Raw genomic sequence first — 23,217 nt, 5'->3', positions numbered from 1 at the left:
GCTTTATACCTCTAATTCTTATCGTTAAATTTTTCCGTTGCCCATTTCACTTCTTCATTAGTCGCTTGATTTTTAATAAAGATATCCAATTGATTAAAGGCAATTTCAATATTATGCTCAGCAAACAATTGATTGATGCGTCGATTTAATTCGTCAACCGTGCGCATCCTATCTGAAATCTGTCCAACGTGTACTCGTAATTCATGATCTAATGTACTCGCACCAAACGCTAAGAAATAAGCCACCGGAGCAGGATCTTTCAGTACACTTGGATTCTCTTCCGCCGCTTGTAATAACAAGCGCTTAACTAAATCCAGATCCGAACCATACGCAACCCCCACACTAATCACTAAACGTGTCATAGAGGTGGTCAACGCCCAGTTAACTATACGCTCGGTAATAAATGCCTTGTTCGGTACGATAACCTCTTTACTATCATTATCAATTAATGTCGTTGCACGAATACGGATCTTAGAAACCGTACCGTTAAACGTGCCAATAGTAATCATATCGCCAATACGTACCGGACGTTCAAACAAAATAATGATCCCCGATACAAAGTTTGCAAAGATTTCTTGCATACCAAAGCCTAAACCAACCGATAATGCGGTAAATAACCATTGCAATTTAGACCATGACATTCCCAACGTTGCAAACGCAAGTGTCGCACCAAGTACAATCAATAAATAAGTTAATAATGTTGTGACCGTATAAGGTGTCCCTTGCGAAAGCTTTAAATTAGAAAACACTAAAGCCTCTAATAAACCGCTCAAGTTACGAATTAACACGTAAGTCACAAACAGAATACCGAATGCCACTAACAGATTTAGTAATGTAATCGATTCCATTACTACACCTGTAGCCGTATCGGTTGCTTGCTGCCAAAGTGTCACACCGTTTAAATAATAAGCTACGGTGACTAAATCCGACCAAACCCAATACAGTAATCCGAACAACGATGCCCAGAGTAAAAGATCGGTCAGCTTCAACATTTGGTCTTTAATTTCACTTACAGCTAACGTGTCATCGTGTAATTCAAATGAAATATCACCTTCAGATTGTACAATTTGCTGCTCAGTATTCGTTACCTTCGCTAATGCTTGTTCTCGTTTTTCTTGTAAACGACGGAAAGCTAAACGACGCGATGCCACATTAAACGTACGGTAGAACACATTACGCAGAATAATCCAAGTAATGACTGCAAAATAAGTGGATACTAAATGTTCTATAATAATTAAGGAGGTATAGTAGTAACCTAAACCGATTAACACCACTAATGCAATTGGTGCTAAAAATAACACCGTACGAGCAATATTTAATAATAGATTACGAGGGCTTTCTTCATCGGTCGCAACATTTTGATAAGTTGATATCGCCTGTCTAAACCCCGGTGCAACAATAAAAATAATGCTGATTAACACTATAATGGTAAATACTTGCCCAAGCACATCATAGGCAATTCCCATTTCGTTAATATTGCTAAATACCGCTGTATTTAACATTAAACCGATTACCCAAACCGAACGTTTTAAAATATCACGGAACACAGCATTACTTTTTTGCGGCATATTGAAATGTCGATAGCCAATCCCATTTGGGCGCAGCATCGCTACCATAAATGCAAAATAGAGCCAATACCCGGACATTCTTAATCCCCAAGGCCATACTTCTGTCGGATCTTGGAAACAAATGTAGGTGATTAAAATAAATACCATCAAAAAGATAAAGGTACTTGGTAAACAGAGAATCAAGGTCCAAAAAATCGCAAGCGGCGTATTCCACTGACTATCTGTTGCCACCGTTTTCATGCTGTTATTAATTTGGGTTAGGCGCTGTTTGATTTGCTCTTTGCGGCGAGAAATAATAAATACGCCTAGTGCAAGTAAAATCTCAAAGATACTTGCAGGAATAATATTGTCTTTCCAATTGGAAAAATCGAATTTTTTAGCTAGATCGTTTAACTGAAAACTTGCTACCGCTAAAAAGCTCTTAAACCAATCCAAATCAATCGGGCTATTACTTTTTACCCAAAAACTTTGTTGCTCTAATTTCTTTTGTAGCGTATCACTAATCGTTTGAACCTGTTGCTGATTTAATTCGATATTGATCGATAAATTAAGCTGATTATTCAGAGACTTTATCATTTCAGCTAAGATTTTTGAACGCTCCGCCAAGATATTTTTGAGTTGGTCTTTCTCTTTAGCCGTCAGTTCGGTTTTTTCATCTTTCTCTAATTTCGCAATATAGACGTTCGGATCAGAGATACTGTCTTTAAATTCGGTAAGATCAAAAACACGCACCCTTAAATCGGCAATTTGCTTAGATAAGCCCTTCACCATCTGATCTTGAGGTAATGACTGTTTTTGTTTATTGATAATACGAGAAAGCACCAGCGTCCCTTGCAAAGAACTAATTTGTTCTTCGATATTACGCTGCGTTTGTTGCAAATTATCAAGCACGCCTTTAATCCGCAGATTATCCTGTGATAGCTGGGTGAGATCTGTTGTTTGCTTCAGTAATTCTTCACTAATACGCGTATTAAGATCTAATTGCTTAATAATAAGCGGATTTGTATTTGAAGTTGTACCTTCTTGCTGTGATTGTGCCGCCTGCTCCACCTTGTTTTTAGATTCTTCTACTAATTTAGCATTAATTGCATTTTGCAGCTGACTCAACTCATTTTGTATATTTTGTTGTACTAACTTCTTCTCTTCTAACTGGCTATTATAGAGTGCCGCCAATTCATCACTGCCACGCAGCAACAGCTGGTTGTAGGCATTTTGCAGATCAAGTAACGCTAATTCGGTTTCTAATTTGGATCTCTCCGTTTGTGAGGTATTTACATTACCGAGCAAAGTACTAATTTCTTGCTTACGAGTTGCGTTAGTCGTTAACACCGTTTGTGCTTTGGTTGGCGCAGAGTTTTGCGCCACTAATTTGCCGTTAATGGTAGTTAGATCTTGTTGTACTGTTTGGCTACTTGACTGAGCGGCAGCAAGACGTTTTTGCAGCTCATCAAGTGAATATTTAGCCAGTGACTCTAATGTAACTTGAGGTGTATGCTGTAATTTAGCAATATCCGTTTTACTGACTTGTAACGCCGCCTGAGCACCTTTAATCTCTTTTTCTAATGCGGAATTATCACTTTTTTGTTGTGTGATTTGTGCTAAAAGCGCTTGTGTATCTTCCAAGCTTTTGATTAAAGACTTATTGACTTCATTCTGTTCAAGTTTTTTCGTCTCATCGATTTGGATTTGGATATCTTTTTCCGTCGGTAATTCTGCAGCCCAAAGCGCATGACTACTAAGCACCAAAGTCAGGCTAAATAAGAAAGGGTTAAACAGACGTTTGATCATGATATTTTCCTAATAATTGAGTTAATGCGTTTTGTAGTTGTACACGTGAAATTTTTATGCCGCCTTGTGTAGGAGGCTGCACACGCTCAAGCGGATAATAAGCGATAGGTTGTTTAAATTTTTCGAGCTTATCGCCAAGCCAAGCGGTTAAATTTTCACAATTTTTTGCAAAATCAGGTGAAATAAATTGCACCACTGCGACAGGTCGTTGACCAAATTCCGCATCTTCGACAGGTAAAATAAAGACTTGATTCACCAAACCGGATTGATAGATGACTTTTTCGACATCCTCCGGCTGAATATTTTCACCACCGGAAATAAACATATTATCCAATCGCCCTTTCACCACTAATTTAGCGGCAGAGTCCCATTCGCCCCGATCTTTGGTGAGTAGCCACCCTTCCTCATTGACAAGCGGTCTAATTTCACCATTTTTTTGCAAATAACCGAGTGCTAAACCACTACCTCGAACCCAAATTTCATCGTTAACTAATTTAACTTCCCGCCCTTTAAGTGGATAACCGACATTATCCAATTCATTTTCAACCGCACAAATAGTAGATGCCATTTCCGTCATTCCATAGCCGGAATAACACGTAATGCCTCGCTGCTGCGCTTGCGCTACCAATGCTTTGGGAATCGCAGTACCACCTAATAAGAATTTCTTTGCCTCGGTGATTTTGTCTGTTCTAGTTTGTAAATAACGCTGTAACTGGGTCGGCACTAATGAGGCGTGCGAAACACGATCCAAACAAGCAAAAAAATGATCTTTCTGCTCATTCACGACCAAGGTTGCCCCTTGCGCCAACCATCGCCAGACAATACCCTGACCGGACACATGAAACAACGGCAAACTTAGTAACCAAGAATTGGTTTGGCAAAATTGCATTAATTCACACACACCTTCAGCATTTTCTAAATGGTTTTGTACAGAATGAACTACCGCCTTCGGTATTCCAGAAGAACCTGAAGTTAGCGTAAGCGTCGCCGGCTCAGTTGCATCCCAATTCGAAAACGGATAAGCGGTCTGATTTTGCTGAAAATTTGCAAAGTGTTGATCGGTAATCAAAATATCAATCGAATATTCTGCAAGGATCGTTTGGCGCTGACTTTCACTTAATGCCGGATTTAACATCAAAATACGTGCGCCCATTGCAATCGCTGCACAATAACAAAGCAATCCGATTAACCGATGCGTGCCGGAATAAGCAATTATTTGCTTAGTTCTCACGCCTTGAGAAGCAAGTAAATCAGTCGTTTGCGAAACTAAACGATGAAATTCCGCCCAATTAAGTGAAGAAGAAAGAAAGGGAAAATAATCGGTATTTCCCTTTTCCCACACAATAGCTTGCCTCTGCGCAGCATTCACTGCCCAATAAGCGGTCGGGAAAAAGGAAAAATTTACCATAAATGACGATTAAGAAAATAAGATACGAATACGTTCAATTAAGTGTTTTGGCAACTCCATAGATTCCATTACACCGGTAAGAATCAAGCCTTTACGTGCGGTATTATTATTCGTCACCACCCAAAATGGCGAATCCGGAATCTGTTTCGCTTTTACGCTGCTACCATGGCTTAATAATGCCGCTTCACTTGTGCCGAAATAAGTGCGTTCCGTCCCCGTCACCACTTCAGTTGCTTGAGCAAAACCTTGTGCATTTGCATGATGTAACGCCGAAAGTAACATTAAAAAGCGTGTAACATTTTTGTTTTCGTTAATAAACGAATCTGATTTCAAAACTTTCTCAACTTTTTGTACTGCTTTTTCAATTAGCTCTTCCTTTTTAGCCTTTGCTTTTGGTTTCGCTAATTCTTTCAGTTCATCAATCGTATTTTGTTGAACCAGTACAAAAGGTTGTGGTGATGAAGGTAAACGCAACAGACGACGTAAAATATCTGACGCACTTTCGCCAATTGCTTGGGTTCTGCTGGCAATGTAATGATATAATTCATCATCGACTTCGATCGTTTTCATCTTAACCTCTTGATATTTTTGTTTTGATTTACTTGATTAGAAAAAAATTCTAGGCATTATAATACAGATTCAAGATCTTTTTACAGGATCTTAACCAAACATTTGAATAAAAAATAACAACTTATGACAGAAAATACTTATCTTAATTATCAATTCCAACCGGCAACGGAAAAAGCCGATGCGCAGACGATGATTTTTCTGCACGGATTATTCGGCGATATGAATAATTTGGGCATTATCGCCCGCCAATTTAGCGAGCAATTTAATATCTTACGCGTGGATCTACGCAATCACGGTCAATCGTTTCATGCCGATGAAATGAATTACCACTTGATGGCACAAGATCTACAAGCATTGTTAGAGCATTTAGCGTTAGCGGACAATATTGTGATCGGTCATTCGATGGGCGGCAAAACGGCGATGACTTTAGCCGATATTGCGCCTGCTTTGGTCGATAAATTAGTCGTAATTGATATTGCACCAACTGCTAATTCAACTCACCGCCATGACAATAATTTTGCCGGCTTATTTGCCGTTAAAGCTGCTCAACCCGAAACACGCCAACAAGCAAAAACCATATTGGCGCAATATGTGAAAGACGAAGGCGAGCAACAATTTATGTTAAAAGCGTTCGATCCGCAAAAACCGGACTATTTCCGCTTCAATCTAACGGCAATTAAAACCAACTATGAAAATTTGATGGGTTGGAACGAAGTCTTTTTTGATAAACCGACTTTATTTATCAAAGGCAGCGCATCCGATTATATTCAAGCGAAAGACACCGACACGATTCTGAAGCAATTTCCACAGGCAAAATCGTTTGTTGTCGCCAATGCAAAACATTGGGTACACGCAGAAAAACCGGAAACGGTCGCGCGTGCCATTCAAAAATTTTTAGACAAGGAATAACAAGACATGAGTAGTAAAGATACGATTTTTTCTGCACCGATTGAGAAACTCGGTGATTTTACCTTTGATGAATCGGTTGCCGAAGTGTTTCCCGATATGATCCAACGCTCTGTGCCTGGCTATTCGAATATCATTACGGCAATCGGTATGTTGGCGCAACGTTTCGTGACCGAAGGATCACAAGTTTATGATTTAGGTTGTTCACGTGGGGCGGGAATTTTATCCATTCGCCGCAATCTACAAACCAGCCAAGTGAAGATTATTGGCGTAGATAACTCACAGCCAATGGTGGAACGCTGCCGCTCGCATATCAACGCTTATCATTCTGAGGTGCCGGCAGAGATCCTTTGTGACGATATTCGCCATATTGAGATCAAAAATGCTTCGATGGTGGTGCTAAACTTTACCCTGCAATTCTTACCTCGAGCGGATCGTCTTGAATTACTGACTAAAATTTATCAGGGCTTAAACCCGAATGGTATTTTGGTGTTATCTGAAAAATTTACTTTTGCTAATGACACAATGAATGAATTACTCATTGACCTACACCACACCTTTAAACGTGCCAACGGTTATAGTGAGCTTGAAGTTAGCCAAAAACGTACCGCGCTCGAAAACGTAATGTTAACCGATAGCATTGAAACCCATAAAGAACGTTTAAAACAAGCCGGTTTTTCCCAAATCGAACTTTGGTTCCAATGTTTCAATTTCGGCTCAATGATTGCGATTAAATAAATTAAGCGGTCAAATTCATCAAAAATTTTGCAAAAAACTGCTCGAATCAGACCGCTTACTACGCATGAAATCTCAGGAAATTTGCGCAAGCGGTCGTTTTTTCGGTATAATCCGCAAAATTTCGTAGGGGCGTATCGCATACGCCCTTTGTTTTATATGAAGTAAGCGTAAACCACGCTTCGATAATGTTCAAAAGGAATCCAGCATGAGCTTTTTAACAGGTAAACGCATTTTAGTAACGGGTCTTGCAAGTAACCGTTCTATCGCATACGGCATTGCTAAAGCAATGAAAGCACAAGGCGCAGAACTTGCGTTCACTTATTTAAATGATAAATTACAACCACGTGTTGAAGAGTTTGCGAAAGAATTCGGTTCAGATATCGTATTACCATTAGATGTAGCAACAGACGAATCAATCCAAAACTGCTTTACCGAATTAAGCAAAAAATGGGAAAAATTTGACGGTTTCGTACACGCAATCGCATTCGCACCGGGCGATCAATTAGACGGTGATTATGTAAACGCAGCAACACGTGAAGGCTACCGTATCGCACACGATATCAGTGCATACAGCTTCGTCGCAATGGCACAAGCGGCGCGTCCATACTTAAATGAAAATGCAGCACTTTTAACCTTAAGCTACTTAGGTGCGGAACGTGCGATTCCTAACTACAACGTAATGTGTTTAGCAAAAGCTTCATTAGAAGCGGCAACTCGTGTAATGGCGGCAGATTTAGGTAAAGACGGTATCCGTGTCAATGCAATCTCTGCAGGTCCAATCCGTACACTTGCGGCATCAGGTATCAAAAACTTCAAGAAAATGTTAGCGGCATTTGAACAAACTGCAGCATTACGCCGTACCGTAACAATTGATGATGTGGGTAACTCAGCAGCATTCTTATGTTCAGACTTAGCTTCAGGTGTAACCGGTGAAGTATTACACGTTGATGCAGGTTTCAGCATTACCGCAATGGGTGAGCTAGGCGAAGAATAATTCAGCTATCCATAAAACAAAAACGGGCGCAATTTAGCGTCCGTTTTTTATTTCTGCGATCTTGATCGAAGAATCAGAATTTTAGCCAGTCCTTCTCTGCCGTATTTTGCTATGCTATCCAATAAATTAATGTAGTTACAAAAAATCATTTGAGCGTCTGATTTTAACGTGATAATGTAGAGGCAAAGCATGAAGCTGGAATATGATGAACAAAAAAGCCTACGCAACGAGCAAGAAAGAGGTTTACCGTTTTCGGTTGCACAAAATTTTGAATTAGATACCGCTTTTATTGAACAAGATATTCGCTTTGAATACTCGAAACCTCGTTTTAAAGTAATAGGATTCATTCACGAACGACTTTTCGTGATCGTTTTTTGTTTGAGGAACGAAAATTATCGTATTATCAGCTTGCGTAAAGCCAATCCAAGAGAGGTAAAAAAATATGAAATATACCGAAGATTATATTGATGACGAAAATCCGGAATGGACAGATGAAGATTTCAAAAATGCCCTCACTTTCGAACAAATGCCCCCTGCATTACAAGCATTGGTCATTGAAAGTCGTGAGCGGAAACGTGGTCGCCCTGTTGCACAAACCAAGAAAGTAAGTGTGACCATTCGTTACTCGCAATCCGTGATTGATGCTTTTAAGTCCACTGGAAAAGGCTGGCAAAGCCGAATGAATCAAGTGCTAGAAGATTATGTTTCGAAAGCATTATAAAATTATCCAAGCGGTTAGATTTAATGGATTTTTTACAAAAAATTCAGCAAATCTAACCGCTTTCCGTTATAATCCTTACTAGATTTCATGGTGCAACTACGCTGCACCTTTTTTTATTTTTGTAGAGAGAATTTATGTTTCAAGACAATCCGTTACTTGCCCAATTAAAACAACAAATTGAGGCAAATAAAGAATATGTGGAAGGCATGGTTAAAGCCTCGGATAAGGCATTCGGTTTTTTAGAATGTGACAAGAAAAGTTATTTCATTCCGCCAATGGAAATGAAAAAAGTAATGCACGGCGATAAAGTGAAAGCCGTAGTAAAACGTGAAGGCGACAAAGAACAGGTAGAAATCGACAGTTTACTTGAACCGATGCTTGATCGCTTTATTGCACAAGTGCGTTTTAACAAAGATAATAAATTACAACTTATTGTCGATCACCCAAGCATTAAAAATATCATTCCGGCAAATACGCATAAAAAAGTCACAGAAACATTGGAAAGCGGTGACTGGGTGCTAGCACAACTCAAAACCCATCCGTTACGTGATGATCGTTTCTTATTTGCTCAAGTCACTCAATTTATCTGTAAAGCGGACGATAATTTCGCCCCGTGGTGGGTAACATTAGCTCGTCACGAACAGCCCCGTGAACCGGTAGCGAATGAAAAAAGCTATGAGTTACACGATGAATTAGATCGTGAAGATCTCACATCACTCTATTTCACTACGATCGACAGTCCTAGCACGCAAGATATGGACGATGCGCTATATATCGAGCCAATCGAACAAGGTGAAGAACAAACCGGTTGGCGTTTAGTGGTGGCGATTGCTGATCCGACCGCCTATATTCCGGAAAATTCAAATATCGAAAAAGCTGCTCGTCAACGTTGTTTTACTAACTATTTACCGGGCTTCAATATTCCGATGTTACCTCGTGAGCTGTCAGATGATCTCTGTTCTCTCGTACCAAATGAGAAACGTCCGGCGTTAGTTGGTTATATCGAAACCGATTTAGCCGGTAATATTATTGGCGATACACGTTTTGTTTCGGCATGGGTGGAAAGCAAAGCGAAATTAGCTTACGACAACGTATCGGATTATCTCGAACAAGTTGAAAATGCGTGGCAGCCAGAAAGTGCGGAAACCAAACAACAAATTGATTGGTTACACCAATTTACTCTTGCACGCATCGAATGGCGCCGTAGCAATGCGTTGTTATTTAAAGAGTCCGGCGATTACTCATTTGAATTAAATGAAGACGGTTCGGTACGTGATATCCATGTGGAATACCGCCGCATTGCAAATCAAATGATCGAAGAGTCGATGATCATTGCCAATATTTGCTGTGCGAAATTCTTAGCCGACAATGCCAAAACTGGCGTATTTAATACCCACGCCGGCTTTGAGCCGAAAAATTTAGAATTAGCACAAAAATTCTTATTGGATACGTTAGCTAATGACGAAAACCGCGATGCGCTTACGGCATTATATGCGCCGGAAAAACTAGCAACACTTGAAGGCTATTGCGAAATGCGTCGTTCGATTGACGAGTTTCCGGAGAAATTCTTAGAGCTTCGTTTACGCCGTTATCTCACTTTTGCAGAGTTTAAATCGGAAGTTGCACCGCATCTCGGGTTAGGGATCAGCCATTATGCGACTTGGACATCTCCAATCCGTAAGTACGGCGATATGGTCAACCATCGCTTAATCAAGCAAGTATTACTTGGCAAGCAGGCGAAAACGGTAGAAGAAAGCATCTTAGTTCGTTTACAAGAAGCTCGCCGTCAAAACCGTTTGGTGGAACGTGATATCGCTGATTGGCTCTATGCACGTTACCTTTTCCCAATGGTGGAACAAGCGGTCGAATTTGATTGTGAAATTGCAGATGTTTCTCGTGGCGGTGTACGAGCGAAAGTGATCGCAAACGGCGCACAAATTTTCGTACCGTTCTCAACCATTCACGATAAAAAAGAAGAAATGGAATTCCGTCCGGAAGAAATCGCACTTTACATTAAAGGCGAAAAAGCTTACCAAATCGGACAGGCGGTTAAAGTCAAACTCACCGAAGTACGTTTAGAAACACGTTCAATTGTGGGGAATATCATCTAATCAGCAAGCGGTCAAATTTCGAGAATTTTTTGCAAAATTTTCTACAAATTTGACCGCTTATCACATGAGGCTTTATGCAAAAGAACATTATCGGCTTTGCTCTTTCTTTAGCGATTTTATGGGCAATGCTTTATCTCGGCAAAGGGTTAAATACGCTCATTCCTATCGCTATTCCGGATAGTATTTGGGGTTTACTTGTCTTATTTGTTACGCTTATTACAGGCTTAATCAAATTGGAATGGGTACTACCGACAGGACGTTTCCTAAACCGTTATATGCCGCTCGTTTTTCTACCGATTTGTGTGGGTATGATTGAATACGGCGAGATTTTAGTTCGTTATTTTTCCTCGCTAATTATTTCCAATATCCTTAGTACAATAATTACCATTGTTGTAGTCGGTTGGGTAGCACAACGCTTATTCAAGCATTCGGAGGATGACCAATGATTTATCTTTATACCTTACTGACTATCATTGTCTTTTTCCTCAGTGTGAAGCTCAGTAAAAAATTAGCGATTTCGTTACTGAATCCTTTTTTATTAACGCTATTATTGCTGGTCGCAATCTTAGTGATTTTTCAAATCCCGTATAAAGACTATCAGCAAGGTACTTCTCCGCTCAGCCATTTTCTAGGTTTGGCAATTGTTGCTCTTGCGATTCCGCTTTATGAACAATTTCCACAAATTCGCCAACGCTGGAAGGCAATCAGCTTTATTTTGTTACTTGGTACGCTCGTTTCAATGTGTAGCGGTATGTTATTAGCACTATTATTTGGCGGTACACAAGATATCGTTGCCGCACTAATGCCGAAATCGGTAACCATGCCGCTTGCATTAGTGATTACCGGTGAAATCGGCGGCGAATTTGCTTTAAGCGCAGTAGGGGTAATGGTGGCGGGCTTATTGGGTGCGGTATTAGGTGTGCCTGTACTAAAACTTGTTCGTATTACTAATCCGCAAGCAATCGGTATGAGTTTAGGTATTGCGTCTCACGCACTTGGTACGGCTCGTTGTATGGAACTCAATACAAAATCAGCGAGTTATAGTTCATTAGCTTTAGTGATCTGCGGCTTACTTTCTTCATTTATCGCACCACCGATTTTCCATTTAGCAGTAAAATGGTTAATGTAGTTTTTCATTTATAACTTGAGAGGATATGATGGCAACTTATATTGTTGGCGATTTACACGGCTGTTTTGATGAGTTACAACTGCTACTCAAACAAGTTAATTACAATCCGACACACGATGAATTGTGGCTGACCGGCGATTTAGTTGCCCGAGGTGCAAAATCGTTGGAATGTTTGCACTTTGTGAAAGATCCAAAGAATAATGCAAAAACCATTTTAGGCAATCACGACCTGCACTTGCTCGCTACATTACTTGGTATAAAAAAAGTTAAGCCGAGTGATCAGGTTGACGCAATATTCGAAGCGGAAGATCGTGCTGATTTACAAAATTGGCTGAGAAATCAACCGCTTCTTATTCAGCACCCGACTCACGGTTTCCTACTGGCTCACGCCGGTATCGGTCCTGAATGGAATTTAGCAGAAACCATCGCTTGTGCCAGAGAAGCAGAAGCCGTTTTACAAAGTGATGATTATGCCGACTATATCGCCCAAATGTACGAAAACACGCCGGATCATTGGTCTGCCGAATGGCAAGGCATCGAACGTTGGCGCTATATTGTGAATGTCTTTACTCGTATGCGTTTTTGCTATGCCGATAAGCGGTTGGATTTTGCTTGTAAATTACCGGTTGAAGACGCACCAAGCGAATTAAAACCTTGGTTTGAATTAGATAATCCGTTATTTAATCAACAAGAAATTATTTTCGGTCACTGGGCAAGCTTAATGGGCAAAGCGGACAAACCGAATATCTACGCCTTAGACACCGGTTGCGCTTGGGGTAACCACCTCACGATGATTCGCTGGGAAAATAAACAATGTTTCACCCAGGAACGTTTAAAATAAAATCAAACGAAATGTGAAGCCTTGCTATCCTTCATATTTTCCATTAGAATTTATCTCAATTATGCGACTATAGCTCAGTTGGTTAGAGCACCACCTTGACATGGTGGGGGTCACTGGTTCGAGTCCAGCTAGTCGCACCACTTTACCCCATTAAAGCCCATCATAACCGCTCAAAAATAACGTTAGAGCCTTGTTATATGGGCTTTTTTAGTACCTTTTGCTTATCGTACCCCCTCACATTAAATCGTATTAAAACGCCTTTTTATGTAACACGTTTTGTAACACACTGATAAAATGAAAAATAGCGTGTTACAAAAAACCTAAAAAGCAAGGTGGAATCTATGCCTAAAATCGTTAAACCTCTCAATAATACCGAAGTAGAAAAAGCCAAAATCAAACCGGCAGAATATTCCCTATCTGATGGTTACGGGCTGTATTTAAGAGTTAAGCCCTCTAAGGTAAAAACGTGGATATTTAACTATCAAGAACCGATTACCAAAAGAAGAACTAACCTCACTATCGGAGATTATCCGGCGATTTCCATTGCGGAAGCCCGTACTATTCGTGAAGAATACCGTGCGTTATTAGCAAAAGGAATCGATCCTAAAGCCAATAAAGAAGAACAAGAAAGGCAACAGGCAGAACAAAACGATAATACGTTTTTAAAACTGGCCCAGCTTTGGAAAGAGAAAAGAAGTAAAGAGGTTGAACCGCTTACTATGGAAAAGAATTGGGCTAGATTGGAAAATCATTTATTCCCCGTATTAGGGCATTACGCCATAGATAAAATCACGCCGCCAATACTTATAAAAGCGGTTAAACCTCTAAATGATAAGGGAATCAATGATACGTTACACCGTATTCTAAACTTGGCGAATCAGATTCTAAATTATGGCGTTACCGTGGGCGTATTGCCTTTTAACGCTTGCCAAAACGTAAGCGACGCATACCATAAAGAAGCACAAACGCACCACCCGGCAATCAAGCCAAGTGAATTACCAAAATTAATAGCGGACTTCCAAAACTCAAATAGGGATTTTCTGACGAAAGTGCTTTTCAAATGGCAATTACTTTCTATGGTTCGACCGGCAGAAGCCGTAAGTATAGAATGGGCTGAAATTGATTTTGATAAAAATCTTTGGTTTATACCGGCTGAAAAAATGAAGAAAACACGTAAGGGGCAATTTCCGCATACAGTACCGCTATCATCGCAAATGCTTAAAATTTTGGAAAGCCTACGCCCTATCACCGGCGTAAATAAATTTGTATTTCCACATTATAGCCAACCGAATAAATCAATGAGTAAAGAAACGATAACCAACGCACTAAGAAAAATTGGTTATCGAGGCATCCAAGATTCCCACGGTTTACGATCTATCGCTAGAACATATTTAGAAGATCAAGCCGTAGATTTTAGGGCGGCAGAAAGTTGCCTCGCTCATAGAATAGGAAATGAAACGAGCCAAGCATACAACCGTGCGGAATATATCGAACTAAGACGGCCATTAATGCAGCTTTGGGGAGATTATTGCGAATCTTGCGGAATGGATTTAAGTTTCTAATAATGCCTATGAAAAACTTTTTTATATGTTTTGGTGTTCACCTGTTCACTTTCGTGATTTTTCTTTATAAATCAATGATTTAAGCGGTTAACACTTAGATTTAAGCCTTCACTATGGCTTCACCTTTTGGTGAACTCTTATAAAAAAAGCGGGCTTATCACCCGCTTTTCTCAGTCCAATACCTCATTTTTAAAGCTGTCAAAATCCTTAAAATGGATATTCGTTCGCCGTCCTGTTTTAGTATGTTTCTTCATAAAATCATGTTGATTCCCATGTTGCTTTAAGGCTTGCTCAATGCCAATCACAAAGTTACCTAAACCTAATTCACTAATATTCATCGCTCTTGTATAAGCCAAATATGCCGGGTAAATATGCGTTCTGATTTTATCTACTCCCATATTAGCCACACCAACAAAAAGCCCGTCTATTTGCTCGGTAGTGTAGAAATAACTAAAGAAATCTGTAAGCGGATCGGATAGCTTTTTCACCTCTAAGGCTTCTTGGCTATTCATTTGTGTATTTAAGGCTTTTTTTGCCTCTAACGAATCAGGAAATGTATCCAGCACTTTTCGAATAATGCCGCCAACCTCAAGCGTTATTTTCTCCGTAAAGGTAGGATCACGCTCACTTTCTGGAACCACCTTTTTAAAATCAAAAATTACTCGCCTACGATCTACCCCTCCGGCTCGTTCCGTAAACCTACAAGGTTCATTATTGATAAGCATAATTAAAGCGGTAATCTTGGTAAAAAATGGCTTCTTATGTTTCGGATTGACTCGCAATAAATCACCGCCGCTAATTGTTTTTAATCCGCCACCATTTCCACCGTATTTTGATTGTTCAGGGCAAAGAATAAGCGTTTTATCCTCAAAGCCTTCTAAATCCTTCGCATTATCAAAATCTTCTAACTTGGCGGATATAGTATTTCTTTCGCCGGCTAGTAGTGTTGCAATATTCGCAAAAACAGATTTACCGCTACCGCCTTTCCCGGTAACTTCGAAAAATATTTGCCAGTTATAGCGATTGGTTAAAATCGCATATAAAGCAGCTAAAATATTTCTCGCTTTATCTTGATTGCCATCTGATACAAAATTCAGCCACTTATCAAAGTATGGCGTATTTGTTGCCTGTTCATCATAATTATGCGGAATACAAGCGGTTAGCCAATTTAACCGGTTATGCGGTTTAAATTCCAAGGTATTGCGATTTAATACTCCATTATCAAAGGCGATTAAATCGCAAGGCATTTCGCCCATTCTCGGTAATTGGGCCTTTAATGTATTAATAAGCCGATCTATTGTGCTATCGCTGTACCCTAGTTCACACTCATCAAAAAATTGAACCGCTCTTTCTTCTAAATCATCATTTTCTTGCTGTTTCCACGTTTTCCCGTCATAAGCATAAATTTCACGGCTACCACGACGTAAAGCCATATCTAAGCCTAACCATTTTTGGAAAGCTCGTGATTTTTCATTAGTACGATCATTTTCCTTAATTTTAGGCGGTTCTACCGCCATTTCTGATAATAGTCGGGCATCATCTTCATTACGTAAGCGTTGAATATGACCGCTCCAATTCTCGATTAAATCTAGTTCACTTGAGAATAAAGTGACCACTTTGGCATTAGTCATCTTCGCAATATTTAAACAAATTGCCGTCTTCTGATTACTAGTGAGTTCGCCACATTGAATAAATTTAATGGCGGTTTGCTCTTTATCTGAGATACGTGTTTTTACAATGTTTTCAAGCGTATCACCGCCAAGAATTACAGGCGATTGATCATAGGGATTGATAATTTTGCCAGTGCTAGTGGTGAACGTATCTATTTTCAAGCCGTCCACCATCATTCGCCACGCTACGCCCTCGCCTTTATTCCACGTTTCCCACGCTTTGGAACCGGCTAATACAATCAGATCAGAAAAATATTGTTTATTCCACGGTTCTTTTAAAAAGGGTGCGTTAGTGAGTTTCATACAGAGCCCCCCTATTTACGCCATGATCAAACATAGCCAGCCGCATATCAATTACACTTTGAATAGCGTATAAGTCTTTTGCCAACGAATTGATTAGACCTAGCTTTAACATACTATCGACTAATTCATCATTGGTGACTAATTTAGCTAATTCCATAGGGTCTAAACTCGGCGGCGTCGGCGCAAGTTCTAACAAATGACGGGAAATCGTCGATAATTCATTATAGAACGCTTTCAATGAAGGAATCTGTTCATCCGGATAATTTATAAACTGCTCGCCTAATACCCTTAGTGCTGTACTAAAATAGGGAACCACGGAATCATCTGCCTGTTTAAGAAGATTTTCATAGGCAATAGAAATCGCCTTGAGTTCCACGGCGTTTAAGGGTGAATAATCTAATTTTTTATTCATCTTTACCCCCTAAACACTCATTTCTTCTAATTCGGATAAGGCTTTGTCCATTAACTCCGCCACGCCTTCAAGTGCTACACCATAATCTATAGGCTCTTCATAATTAGATTGGCTCATAATCCGAATGATAGAAAGCACTTGCCATAACTGGCTACGAGATTTTTTAATTGTTTGAATATCTTCAGCAGTTAGGGTAGTGGCTTGAACTGGCTGTTTGACTGCTTGATTACGCATAAACCACCTCCTTAACGGCAAAGAAAGGGCAAACAATCTCTTTGGCTTGCTCTAAGCTATTGGCTTTAATACGCACGGTATAGCAAGGGAATGATGAAATCGGTTTTGACGTGTTGCGTAAGTCTAAACGGCTTACGGCTTTGAATAGGTAGATCATGGCTGATAGCTCCGTATGAAAAACATTGAAGACTATCGCTTTACTTTCCACGGTTTGGCGATAGCGTTTAGCGGGGTGGAAAACTGCAACATACGGAGTACAGCCAACGATTAAACGTTGCCCACTAAACGCTACCATTGAGAGAAATTCAGCGAATCCATTTTGGGATTGGCTATTTTCTTTAGGTGTGTTTAGTCCACAAACAAAAATAGCACGATTCTTTGGCGTGCTAGTAATGTTCGCCGTATGTAAATTATTCGAGTTTCCACGCTCGGCAGTCGATTTTGCGACTACGTTGTGAAATTTATTAAAAATCTGACCGCTTGTAAAGCCCTTTTCTTGTGAAAAAATTTCACATTGTTTATAATATTCTTGATTTAAATTCATTTTGATATTCCTCTTAATGGATTTTTCAGTTCAGAAAAAAAGCCGTTAGCAGTCGCTTGCCGACGGCTTTTTTATTGGTTACCTAGGATTAATTGCCCTTTAACATTAAGATAAATTCTGATAATGCTTTTATAAAATCAGGCGAAAGCCATAGAAAAAACGCTACGGCAATTCCTACGCCGCAAGATTTAAAAAAGAATTTCAAACCTGTAGAAATCTCTAAACCTGCTTTATCTGCACCTTGCTCACTCATACTTCCCCCTATATTTACCACTGTTAATAATTTACTAATAAACCGTACAATGCTATAATTCTGCTCGGATATGTTCGCATTATGCGGAATTGAAAGCTCTGAATGGTTAGCCACTCGGGGCTTTTTCTTTTTACCGCTCATTTGATTATTTGCCCCATAATTTCAAAATATTGGATAATTGCTGATCGCTAATTTCCTCAACGTTTTCATAAATCTTACGGGTGCTTCCTCGTGCTTTACCGGTTCTCACTTTGTGATTGTGATATTCCACTAACTTTTTAATTTGCTCCGCATCTTTTACGGTGTAACGTGTGTATGGATTCCCCCATTTACTCGTTTCTGATACACGATTAAATTCTAATCCTAGCTGTTTTTCTACTCGGTTTACCTCATTACGTGCGTTTAAGAAATGAACATCAAAATAACTTTCTTTTTCACTTATGCCTAAATGCGGATTGGTTACTAGTGCCTTAATCACGGCTACTTCTCTTGGTGAACGTGTCATCATCTATTACCCCCTTATACTCGTGTTGCTTTTTGTTCTTCAATCCACGCCTCGACCTCTTCTAAATCCCATCGGATAAAGTTTTGAGAAAAGCGGATTGGCTGTGGGAATTTACCTGCTTTAACTAGTAAATTAAGTTTGGTACGACCAAAGCCAACTATAGAAGTAACTTCTGTACCTGGGATTAATTTCTTTGATTGGGAATGTGATTGGGTCATTTAAAATACTCCTCATAAATCATCAAACGGTTAGGTTTGTAACGTTACGAGGTGTATTAGAAAGGAATTTAGGAAATGAGAAAATCTATATAGATTCTATTTAGATCTATATAGATTTTTTGTAAAAGAGTGGTCTATTTAATTTGGTTAGCTTTGGCGAATTTATCTCTTAAATTGCTTTCGGTTAAGCCTGTGTAGCCTTGATATTTATCAGCTAAAAATGTAATCAATTCTGATTGATTTTTAAATTTTTCATCTGCTAATAACTCATCTTTTAAGGCTTGAATAATGTTTAGATAGCTTGTTTCGGATTTACCTTTAATTTCTTTATCGCTAGGTTTGTTTTTTATCACCTCAATTTCTTGATAAAGTCTTGAAAGTTCATCATTTCTATTTCTTAGCTGCTCTTTGATTTTATATATTTCTTCTTGCTGATTATCTGGTTTAATAACAGAAAATAATTCTAAAAATTCTATAATATCCTGATGTAAAATATAGATGTCTTCGAGATATATCTTAGTTCTGTTTTCATAAATCGGTAAATGGAAATAAAAGCCTTCCCCTTTATTTATGAATATATCCTCAAATTCTTGTAGATAGCCTCGTTCTATTATGGTTCTAACATTATCCCTATCAAATAATTCTTTTGATAAAGGGAAATAACCATTAAACAGTATGTTTTGGAATCTACCTATCTCGCCAGAATAAAGTTTTATTAAATCATTATCTGAAAAGTAACTTTCAAGATAAAATTCTTTATTCAGAATAATGTCTAAGTCAAAATAAACGTTATTTAATGTTACCCTAATCACTTCAAAATCTTCATTTATTTTAATTTTTGCATTGCACTCTGATTTACTAAATTGTATAAATATTTCTTCATTTCGAATGCTCAAAGTCTCATTTCTATGAAATTCTTTTCTATTTATGTAATCAATCTTTCTTATACTTCCATCAAGGTGAACGGAGGCGATTAAATCCCCATTTTGAATATATTCAATTAAGTCTAATTCAGTTATGTTTATATTATGGTTTAAAGATATATATTTTACTGCGTCATTAATTGAATATGCTTTTTTAGGTAGAAATTTTTGATTAGTCATTAATGCCCCTTTCGCATTTAGCCCTTATGGTAGGAACGCACCAACAAGATAAGGTTTCTTGCTTTCGGGGATCAGCCTAGGTGCGTTAATTTGGTTTATTTCTGTGATTTTGCCTTAATTTCTAGATTGATATTGAAATCATCTCCTTTTGGGGTTGTGTAGGTGATTTTTGCGTTCACCAGATTATTTTCCGTTGGAACTGCTGCCCGAATCACATCAAAAAAGCTACCGACCACATCGGATAAAGTTACTTCTTCCTTTTTTCTGCTTGGAAATAGTGGATTATAGTCTTTCATAAAAGCCCCTAATAATGGCTAATGGCGAATCATTGACTAATTTATAGCAACTCATCGCCGATATTTCAAGGCTACTTTATTACGTTTTTCATTTCTTCATAAAATTTATTTCTGACTGTATTTAATGCTCGGGCTCTTCCTGCACTTTCACCTTTTTGTAAAAAATGCTGCCCTTTCATTTTGCTTGTACCTTGATCTAGCAAGTACCAGTAGAATGGGTCTGTACGATCACGGGTATTTTCTCCTATTCTGGCCATCCGTTTTTTTCCAGCTCGTCTAATTCTAACTATCGTCTTCCCGCTCATCCCGTCTTTGGCTATCTTAGTATTGTGCCGCAAGTTATTTTTTACTGTGCCTTTTTGTCGAAAATTAGTGCTTGAACCAAGAACAGGAATATAAGGCTTAACTGCGCTTTTTAGTTCTTTTGCTCCTGCATTCAGGCTTTTACGAATCGCTTTCCCTGTTTCTTTTTGCAACTGTTTTTCTATTTTCTTCATATTGGCTTGAATTTCTTTTAAGCCGGTTATTTTCACACTCATTGTAATTGTTCCTTTTGACTTAATAGACGTTTTAAGGATAATTCTGTACCTATGGTAGGAAGAACAGAAAATAATGCTTTTAGTTTGTTTATCCTACTATTCAAGCAGATTTTTAACTCTTGCTTTGAATATGGCTCGTTATCATTCCAAAGGCTCATAAAAGTAAATATTCCTTTGGGGTTTGCTAAATAGAATTGAATCGCTTGATCCATAATTAGGGGATTGTTCTTTGCCGCTTCGCATTTCATTAAATATCTACTCCTGTGAATGAATCTAATAATTTTCGTTGTTCATCTGACATTTCAAAAGCTAAATCTCCGTACTCTAATTGATACGTACCCACCGCCATTAAAAAAGCAATTGCCGGGTCAATTTTATTCGCCGATTTCTTTTTGTTCGGTTTGATATTGGCATTCGCATCCATTTCCATTACCACGTTAGATAATGCCCACGATAGAATAGGATCGCCGTTGTGTTCTATCATTTGGCGATTGATGAGTACCTCAGCAGATTTTGCCACCGGGCTAAATCGTTGATAGGTTTGAGGAAACGGCTCTACTTCTAATCCTGCTCCCTGTAATTGGGTGCGTAAGTGTGTAGCGTTCCATACGTCAAAACCAATCATTTTTATATTGAAAATGCCACTATCTTTTAAAATATCATCTCTAATCCGGTCATAGTCGATACAATCGCCGCCGGTTACTCGTAACCACCCCATACGCTCCCATTGTCGGTAAATGGCCCGGTTTTTATTGGCCACATTCTGTAATTGATATTCCGGTATGTAATGGCGTGTAATAGTTCGTACTTTGCCGGTTGGCATTGGGAACACGTAACAAATACTAGTAAGGTCATTTGTACTGGAAAGGTCTAAGCCCATATAACATTCTTTACCGTGTAAATCCGTTTCTTGATAGCTTCTTTCGCACGCTTTCCAGTTTCCTTCGCCTAACCACGGTGTAGAACCGTTACACCATACATTAAAGCGTTTAGTGAGCATTTCTACCCATTCGGACGGAATCCCACGTGCTTTCGCTATGGTGTTTTCAAAGTCTTGGAAAGGAATAGATTTACCGATATTGGGATTTGCTTTTATCCATTGGCTAGGGTCGTCCACTTCGTTTTCATCGTCCAGTTCAAAGATCATGATGAAAATACTTTCGTTTTGTTCATTACCGTCTAATATTTGGCAACAGTAATCATAATGCTGTTTACAGGCGGAAATCGTATTACTTCTGGCGGTTGTTATCGCAAATAAAAGCCCTTCGGGTCTTGCCCCTTGCCCTAATTCCAACGCACTATAAACGCTGTTGTCGGGGTGTAAGTGGTATTCGTCCACAATCGCAAGGCTTGGGTTTGTGCCTTCAATCGTGGACGACTTCGCCGCAAGCGGTCGCATTAGGCTGTTATTTTGCGGATAAATCATTTTGTGTTGTTGAATCTGTACTCGCTTTTTAAGCGGTTTACTTAATACCGCCATTTGTCGGGCATCATCAAAGACGATTCGGGCTTGATCACGGCTTACAGCTGCGGTGTAAATATCTTGCTGACCTTTTTCCATTACAAGAAACCAATTAGCAAGCACGGCGGCCACCGTTGATTTAGCATTTTTCCGGGCAACTTGAATATAAGCGGAACGATATTTCCTCAAACCGGTAGCACGATATTTAAAGCCTAAAATATTAGCGAATAGAAATACCTGCCAATCTGAAAGCTCGATCGCTTTTCCTCTTAAGTGTCCTTTTACGTGCGGACATACCTTAGAAAACTTTAAAAAACGTTCTACAATTTCACTATCAAAGTAATAATTAGGGTTATCTAAGTCCGCAAAATAGCGATTTACGGCTTGTTTTATGCGTTTACAAGCAACAATTTCGCCATTTTTTACCGCTTTTGCGTAGTCATTCCATATCGTCATAGTTCGTCTAATACGTCTTTTTCTTCTGTATCTACGGGGTTTTTACGTCTGCTGACTGGGTCAAAGCCCAGTAAGGACGACATTTTAATAATGATTTTTTCTGCTTCACTTTTAGCGGTAAGTGCCGGATTACGGGCTTCCGTGCCTTGCGTATTAGTAATGCTAAAGCCTCGCTCGGCAATATTTTGAACCGCTTGCCGGTAAAGCGAATAGTTCACGCAATACAGTTCTAAGTTAGTGTAATCTTCTTCGGTTATATCCCCACGTTCCGCTAACTGTTTTATTTTTCGCTTCCATTGATCGGTTGCGATTGCATCTAAATAACTTGGGGCTTTAGGTGTTTTTCGCTTTGTCATGTTGTCCTGTCTATATTTTCTGAAAAATTGCCGTGCGTAAAAATTTGAGGGGGCGGGCGGTTCTTGGCGGTGTGACTTTTCTTTTAAAAACTCCCCCCACCTGTTCAAATTGTTTATTATTTAAGCTCATCCAAATTTGGATAGGGCTAGGTATGGTGATTTTCCCCATTCCTTTACTTCTTCGCACCATATCCACGTTTGTCTATCTCTCTTGTTTTGTAGCTATGGCAATCTCGGCATAAGGCTTGATGGTTTGACTTTACCCAAAATAACGGATCTGCTTGTCCATTCTCTACGGGCTTAATATGGTCTATCACGGTTGCCGGTGTGTAGATTCCTTTTGCTAAACACATAACACAAAGGGGATTTTGTGCTAAGTATCCTTTACGGTATTTCGCCCATCTATGATCGTAACCTCGTTTAGCTGCACTCTGTCGGGTATCCTTTGGCTTATGCTCATCACATCGTCCGGATTTCACTCGATTACGACAACCGGGGAAAGTACAACGCCTTAATGGTTGCATCGGCAT

The 23,217-nt window shown here is 39.3% G+C and carries 27 protein-coding genes and 1 tRNA gene; 11 read left to right on the top strand and 17 right to left on the bottom strand.

The genetic code is table 11. The annotated features are described in order from the left end of the window. Window positions 1-11: 11 nt before the first annotated feature. Genes mscK through seqA form a run of 3 tightly spaced genes read right to left on the bottom strand, consistent with a single transcriptional unit; the run spans window position 12 to window position 5,334 of the window. Window positions 12-3,356 (bottom strand): mechanosensitive channel MscK, encoded by a 3,345-nt coding sequence (gene mscK, locus ASU1_RS03120; protein ID WP_039194997.1) that lies wholly within the window; start codon window positions 3,354-3,356, stop codon window positions 12-14. After that, window positions 3,337-4,764 carry an o-succinylbenzoate--CoA ligase gene (menE, locus tag ASU1_RS03115; protein ID WP_039194995.1) on the bottom strand — a complete coding sequence of 476 codons (1,428 nt, stop codon included), beginning with the start codon at window positions 4,762-4,764 and terminating at the stop codon, window positions 3,337-3,339. Before menE ends, mscK begins: the two co-directional genes overlap by 20 nt. Before the next feature lie 9 nt (window positions 4,765-4,773). Further along, the gene (seqA, locus tag ASU1_RS03110) at window positions 4,774-5,334 is read right to left on the bottom strand and encodes a replication initiation negative regulator SeqA (RefSeq protein WP_014991405.1); all 561 of its coding nucleotides are present in this window, start codon (window positions 5,332-5,334) and stop codon (window positions 4,774-4,776) included. A gap of 123 nt (window positions 5,335-5,457) precedes the next feature. On the opposite strand from seqA, the gene ASU1_RS03105 reads away from it, so the two are divergent. The 11 genes from ASU1_RS03105 (at window position 5,458) to ASU1_RS03055 (ending at window position 14,336) form a co-directional block, all read left to right on the top strand. Then, window positions 5,458-6,243, top strand: coding sequence for an alpha/beta fold hydrolase (locus tag ASU1_RS03105; RefSeq protein ID WP_014991404.1), 786 nt, complete (start codon window positions 5,458-5,460; stop codon window positions 6,241-6,243). Window positions 6,244-6,249: 6 nt separating this feature from the next. Further along, window positions 6,250-6,978 carry a carboxy-S-adenosyl-L-methionine synthase CmoA gene (gene cmoA / locus ASU1_RS03100; RefSeq protein ID WP_014991403.1) on the top strand — a complete coding sequence of 243 codons (729 nt, stop codon included), beginning with the start codon at window positions 6,250-6,252 and terminating at the stop codon, window positions 6,976-6,978. Between the two features lie 205 nt (window positions 6,979-7,183). Next, window positions 7,184-7,972 carry an enoyl-ACP reductase FabI gene (locus tag ASU1_RS03095; RefSeq protein ID WP_014991402.1) on the top strand — a complete coding sequence of 263 codons (789 nt, stop codon included), beginning with the start codon at window positions 7,184-7,186 and terminating at the stop codon, window positions 7,970-7,972. Between the two features lie 189 nt (window positions 7,973-8,161). Further along, the gene (locus ASU1_RS03090) at window positions 8,162-8,440 is read left to right on the top strand and encodes a BrnT family toxin (RefSeq protein ID WP_014991401.1); all 279 of its coding nucleotides are present in this window, start codon (window positions 8,162-8,164) and stop codon (window positions 8,438-8,440) included. Next, complete coding sequence (locus tag ASU1_RS03085) at window positions 8,415-8,693, top strand: BrnA antitoxin family protein (RefSeq protein WP_009874879.1); 279 nt, start codon at window positions 8,415-8,417, stop codon at window positions 8,691-8,693. Before ASU1_RS03090 ends, ASU1_RS03085 begins: the two co-directional genes overlap by 26 nt. A 134-nt stretch (window positions 8,694-8,827) precedes the next feature. Then, window positions 8,828-10,804, top strand: coding sequence for an exoribonuclease II (locus ASU1_RS03080; protein WP_014991400.1), 1,977 nt, complete (start codon window positions 8,828-8,830; stop codon window positions 10,802-10,804). Window positions 10,805-10,878: 74 nt separating this feature from the next. Next, window positions 10,879-11,250, top strand: a complete 372-nt coding sequence (locus ASU1_RS03075; RefSeq protein ID WP_014991399.1) for a CidA/LrgA family protein — start codon at window positions 10,879-10,881, stop codon at window positions 11,248-11,250. Further along, window positions 11,247-11,933, top strand: a complete 687-nt coding sequence (locus ASU1_RS03070; protein WP_014991398.1) for an LrgB family protein — start codon at window positions 11,247-11,249, stop codon at window positions 11,931-11,933. Before ASU1_RS03075 ends, ASU1_RS03070 begins: the two co-directional genes overlap by 4 nt. 28 nt (window positions 11,934-11,961) lie before the next feature. Further along, complete coding sequence (gene apaH / locus ASU1_RS03065) at window positions 11,962-12,774, top strand: bis(5'-nucleosyl)-tetraphosphatase (symmetrical) ApaH (protein ID WP_014991397.1); 813 nt, start codon at window positions 11,962-11,964, stop codon at window positions 12,772-12,774. Between the two features lie 63 nt (window positions 12,775-12,837). Further along, a tRNA-Val gene (locus ASU1_RS03060) sits at window positions 12,838-12,914 on the top strand. Window positions 12,915-13,115: 201 nt separating this feature from the next. Beyond that, entirely contained in the window at window positions 13,116-14,336 is a 1,221-nt protein-coding gene (locus ASU1_RS03055; RefSeq protein WP_014991396.1) for a tyrosine-type recombinase/integrase, read from the top strand. 170 nt (window positions 14,337-14,506) lie between these two features. On the opposite strand, the gene ASU1_RS03050 is transcribed toward ASU1_RS03055, so the two are convergent. The 14 genes from ASU1_RS03050 to ASU1_RS02990 form a co-directional block, all read right to left on the bottom strand. Further along, window positions 14,507-16,309 (bottom strand): DNA primase family protein, encoded by a 1,803-nt coding sequence (locus ASU1_RS03050; protein ID WP_039194991.1) that lies wholly within the window; start codon window positions 16,307-16,309, stop codon window positions 14,507-14,509. Further along, window positions 16,296-16,721, bottom strand: a complete 426-nt coding sequence (locus ASU1_RS03045; RefSeq protein WP_014991394.1) for a hypothetical protein — start codon at window positions 16,719-16,721, stop codon at window positions 16,296-16,298. Before ASU1_RS03045 ends, ASU1_RS03050 begins: the two co-directional genes overlap by 14 nt. 9 nt (window positions 16,722-16,730) lie before the next feature. After that, complete coding sequence (locus ASU1_RS03040; RefSeq protein WP_014991393.1) at window positions 16,731-16,955, bottom strand: hypothetical protein; 225 nt, start codon at window positions 16,953-16,955, stop codon at window positions 16,731-16,733. Next, window positions 16,948-17,499: an ash family protein gene (locus tag ASU1_RS11655; protein WP_014991392.1), complete on the bottom strand. Its 552-nt coding sequence runs from the start codon at window positions 17,497-17,499 to the stop codon at window positions 16,948-16,950. The genes ASU1_RS03040 and ASU1_RS11655 overlap by 8 nt, the downstream gene beginning before the upstream one ends. A gap of 88 nt (window positions 17,500-17,587) precedes the next feature. After that, a complete protein-coding gene (locus ASU1_RS11885; protein ID WP_012478430.1) occupies window positions 17,588-17,893 on the bottom strand; it encodes a hypothetical protein in 306 nt (101 codons plus the stop codon). 4 nt (window positions 17,894-17,897) lie between these two features. Further along, window positions 17,898-18,260, bottom strand: coding sequence for a hypothetical protein (locus ASU1_RS03030; RefSeq protein WP_014991391.1), 363 nt, complete (start codon window positions 18,258-18,260; stop codon window positions 17,898-17,900). A gap of 11 nt (window positions 18,261-18,271) precedes the next feature. Continuing rightward, window positions 18,272-18,475 (bottom strand): helix-turn-helix transcriptional regulator, encoded by a 204-nt coding sequence (locus ASU1_RS03025; protein ID WP_014991390.1) that lies wholly within the window; start codon window positions 18,473-18,475, stop codon window positions 18,272-18,274. A 134-nt stretch (window positions 18,476-18,609) separates the two neighbouring features. Next, window positions 18,610-19,578 (bottom strand): hypothetical protein, encoded by a 969-nt coding sequence (locus tag ASU1_RS03020; RefSeq protein WP_014991389.1) that lies wholly within the window; start codon window positions 19,576-19,578, stop codon window positions 18,610-18,612. Window positions 19,579-19,673: 95 nt separating this feature from the next. Beyond that, window positions 19,674-19,874 carry a hypothetical protein gene (locus ASU1_RS03015; RefSeq protein ID WP_039194988.1) on the bottom strand — a complete coding sequence of 67 codons (201 nt, stop codon included), beginning with the start codon at window positions 19,872-19,874 and terminating at the stop codon, window positions 19,674-19,676. Window positions 19,875-19,945: 71 nt separating this feature from the next. Continuing rightward, entirely contained in the window at window positions 19,946-20,413 is a 468-nt protein-coding gene (locus ASU1_RS03010) for an HK97-gp10 family putative phage morphogenesis protein (RefSeq protein ID WP_005617264.1), read from the bottom strand. After that, complete coding sequence (locus tag ASU1_RS03005; protein WP_014991388.1) at window positions 20,410-20,661, bottom strand: hypothetical protein; 252 nt, start codon at window positions 20,659-20,661, stop codon at window positions 20,410-20,412. Before ASU1_RS03005 ends, ASU1_RS03010 begins: the two co-directional genes overlap by 4 nt. After that, complete coding sequence (locus tag ASU1_RS03000) at window positions 20,661-22,331, bottom strand: terminase large subunit (protein WP_014991387.1); 1,671 nt, start codon at window positions 22,329-22,331, stop codon at window positions 20,661-20,663. Before ASU1_RS03000 ends, ASU1_RS03005 begins: the two co-directional genes overlap by 1 nt. Then, on the bottom strand, window positions 22,328-22,687 hold the full coding sequence (locus ASU1_RS02995; protein ID WP_005607679.1) for a phage terminase small subunit P27 family: 360 nt from the start codon (window positions 22,685-22,687) through the stop codon (window positions 22,328-22,330). The genes ASU1_RS03000 and ASU1_RS02995 overlap by 4 nt, the downstream gene beginning before the upstream one ends. 173 nt (window positions 22,688-22,860) lie before the next feature. Further along, complete coding sequence (locus tag ASU1_RS02990) at window positions 22,861-23,217, bottom strand: HNH endonuclease (RefSeq protein ID WP_005620820.1); 357 nt, start codon at window positions 23,215-23,217, stop codon at window positions 22,861-22,863.

The organism is Actinobacillus suis ATCC 33415 (assembly GCF_000739435.1).
GTDB lineage: Bacteria > Pseudomonadota > Gammaproteobacteria > Enterobacterales > Pasteurellaceae > Actinobacillus > Actinobacillus suis.
This window is presented reverse-complemented; position numbering and strand designations above follow the sequence as displayed.

Excerpts from the sequence above, each read along its gene's own strand:
- mscK (WP_039194997.1), bottom strand. The coding sequence starts at position 3,356 with ATGATCAAACGTCTGTTTAACCCTTTCTTATTTAGCCTGACTTTGGTG.
- ASU1_RS03050 (WP_039194991.1), bottom strand. The coding sequence starts at position 16,309 with ATGAAACTCACTAACGCACCCTTTTTAAAAGAACCGTGGAATAAACAA.
- ASU1_RS03080 (WP_014991400.1), top strand. The coding sequence starts at position 8,828 with ATGTTTCAAGACAATCCGTTACTTGCCCAATTAAAACAACAAATTGAG.
- ASU1_RS03085 (WP_009874879.1), top strand. The coding sequence starts at position 8,415 with ATGAAATATACCGAAGATTATATTGATGACGAAAATCCGGAATGGACA.
- ASU1_RS11885 (WP_012478430.1), bottom strand. The coding sequence starts at position 17,893 with ATGAGCGGTAAAAAGAAAAAGCCCCGAGTGGCTAACCATTCAGAGCTT.
- ASU1_RS03070 (WP_014991398.1), top strand. The coding sequence starts at position 11,247 with ATGATTTATCTTTATACCTTACTGACTATCATTGTCTTTTTCCTCAGT.
- cmoA (WP_014991403.1), top strand. The coding sequence starts at position 6,250 with ATGAGTAGTAAAGATACGATTTTTTCTGCACCGATTGAGAAACTCGGT.
- ASU1_RS03075 (WP_014991399.1), top strand. The coding sequence starts at position 10,879 with ATGCAAAAGAACATTATCGGCTTTGCTCTTTCTTTAGCGATTTTATGG.
- ASU1_RS03095 (WP_014991402.1), top strand. The coding sequence starts at position 7,184 with ATGAGCTTTTTAACAGGTAAACGCATTTTAGTAACGGGTCTTGCAAGT.
- ASU1_RS03025 (WP_014991390.1), bottom strand. The coding sequence starts at position 18,475 with ATGACCCAATCACATTCCCAATCAAAGAAATTAATCCCAGGTACAGAA.
- apaH (WP_014991397.1), top strand. The coding sequence starts at position 11,962 with ATGGCAACTTATATTGTTGGCGATTTACACGGCTGTTTTGATGAGTTA.
- menE (WP_039194995.1), bottom strand. The coding sequence starts at position 4,764 with ATGGTAAATTTTTCCTTTTTCCCGACCGCTTATTGGGCAGTGAATGCT.
- ASU1_RS03030 (WP_014991391.1), bottom strand. The coding sequence starts at position 18,260 with ATGATGACACGTTCACCAAGAGAAGTAGCCGTGATTAAGGCACTAGTA.
- ASU1_RS11655 (WP_014991392.1), bottom strand. The coding sequence starts at position 17,499 with ATGAATTTAAATCAAGAATATTATAAACAATGTGAAATTTTTTCACAA.
- ASU1_RS03020 (WP_014991389.1), bottom strand. The coding sequence starts at position 19,578 with ATGACTAATCAAAAATTTCTACCTAAAAAAGCATATTCAATTAATGAC.
- ASU1_RS03045 (WP_014991394.1), bottom strand. The coding sequence starts at position 16,721 with ATGAATAAAAAATTAGATTATTCACCCTTAAACGCCGTGGAACTCAAG.
- ASU1_RS03010 (WP_005617264.1), bottom strand. The coding sequence starts at position 20,413 with ATGAGTGTGAAAATAACCGGCTTAAAAGAAATTCAAGCCAATATGAAG.
- ASU1_RS02995 (WP_005607679.1), bottom strand. The coding sequence starts at position 22,687 with ATGACAAAGCGAAAAACACCTAAAGCCCCAAGTTATTTAGATGCAATC.
- seqA (WP_014991405.1), bottom strand. The coding sequence starts at position 5,334 with ATGAAAACGATCGAAGTCGATGATGAATTATATCATTACATTGCCAGC.
- ASU1_RS03005 (WP_014991388.1), bottom strand. The coding sequence starts at position 20,661 with ATGAAATGCGAAGCGGCAAAGAACAATCCCCTAATTATGGATCAAGCG.
- ASU1_RS02990 (WP_005620820.1), bottom strand. The coding sequence starts at position 23,217 with ATGCCGATGCAACCATTAAGGCGTTGTACTTTCCCCGGTTGTCGTAAT.
- ASU1_RS03105 (WP_014991404.1), top strand. The coding sequence starts at position 5,458 with ATGACAGAAAATACTTATCTTAATTATCAATTCCAACCGGCAACGGAA.
- ASU1_RS03015 (WP_039194988.1), bottom strand. The coding sequence starts at position 19,874 with ATGAAAGACTATAATCCACTATTTCCAAGCAGAAAAAAGGAAGAAGTA.
- ASU1_RS03040 (WP_014991393.1), bottom strand. The coding sequence starts at position 16,955 with ATGCGTAATCAAGCAGTCAAACAGCCAGTTCAAGCCACTACCCTAACT.
- ASU1_RS03090 (WP_014991401.1), top strand. The coding sequence starts at position 8,162 with ATGAAGCTGGAATATGATGAACAAAAAAGCCTACGCAACGAGCAAGAA.
- ASU1_RS03055 (WP_014991396.1), top strand. The coding sequence starts at position 13,116 with ATGCCTAAAATCGTTAAACCTCTCAATAATACCGAAGTAGAAAAAGCC.
- ASU1_RS03000 (WP_014991387.1), bottom strand. The coding sequence starts at position 22,331 with ATGACGATATGGAATGACTACGCAAAAGCGGTAAAAAATGGCGAAATT.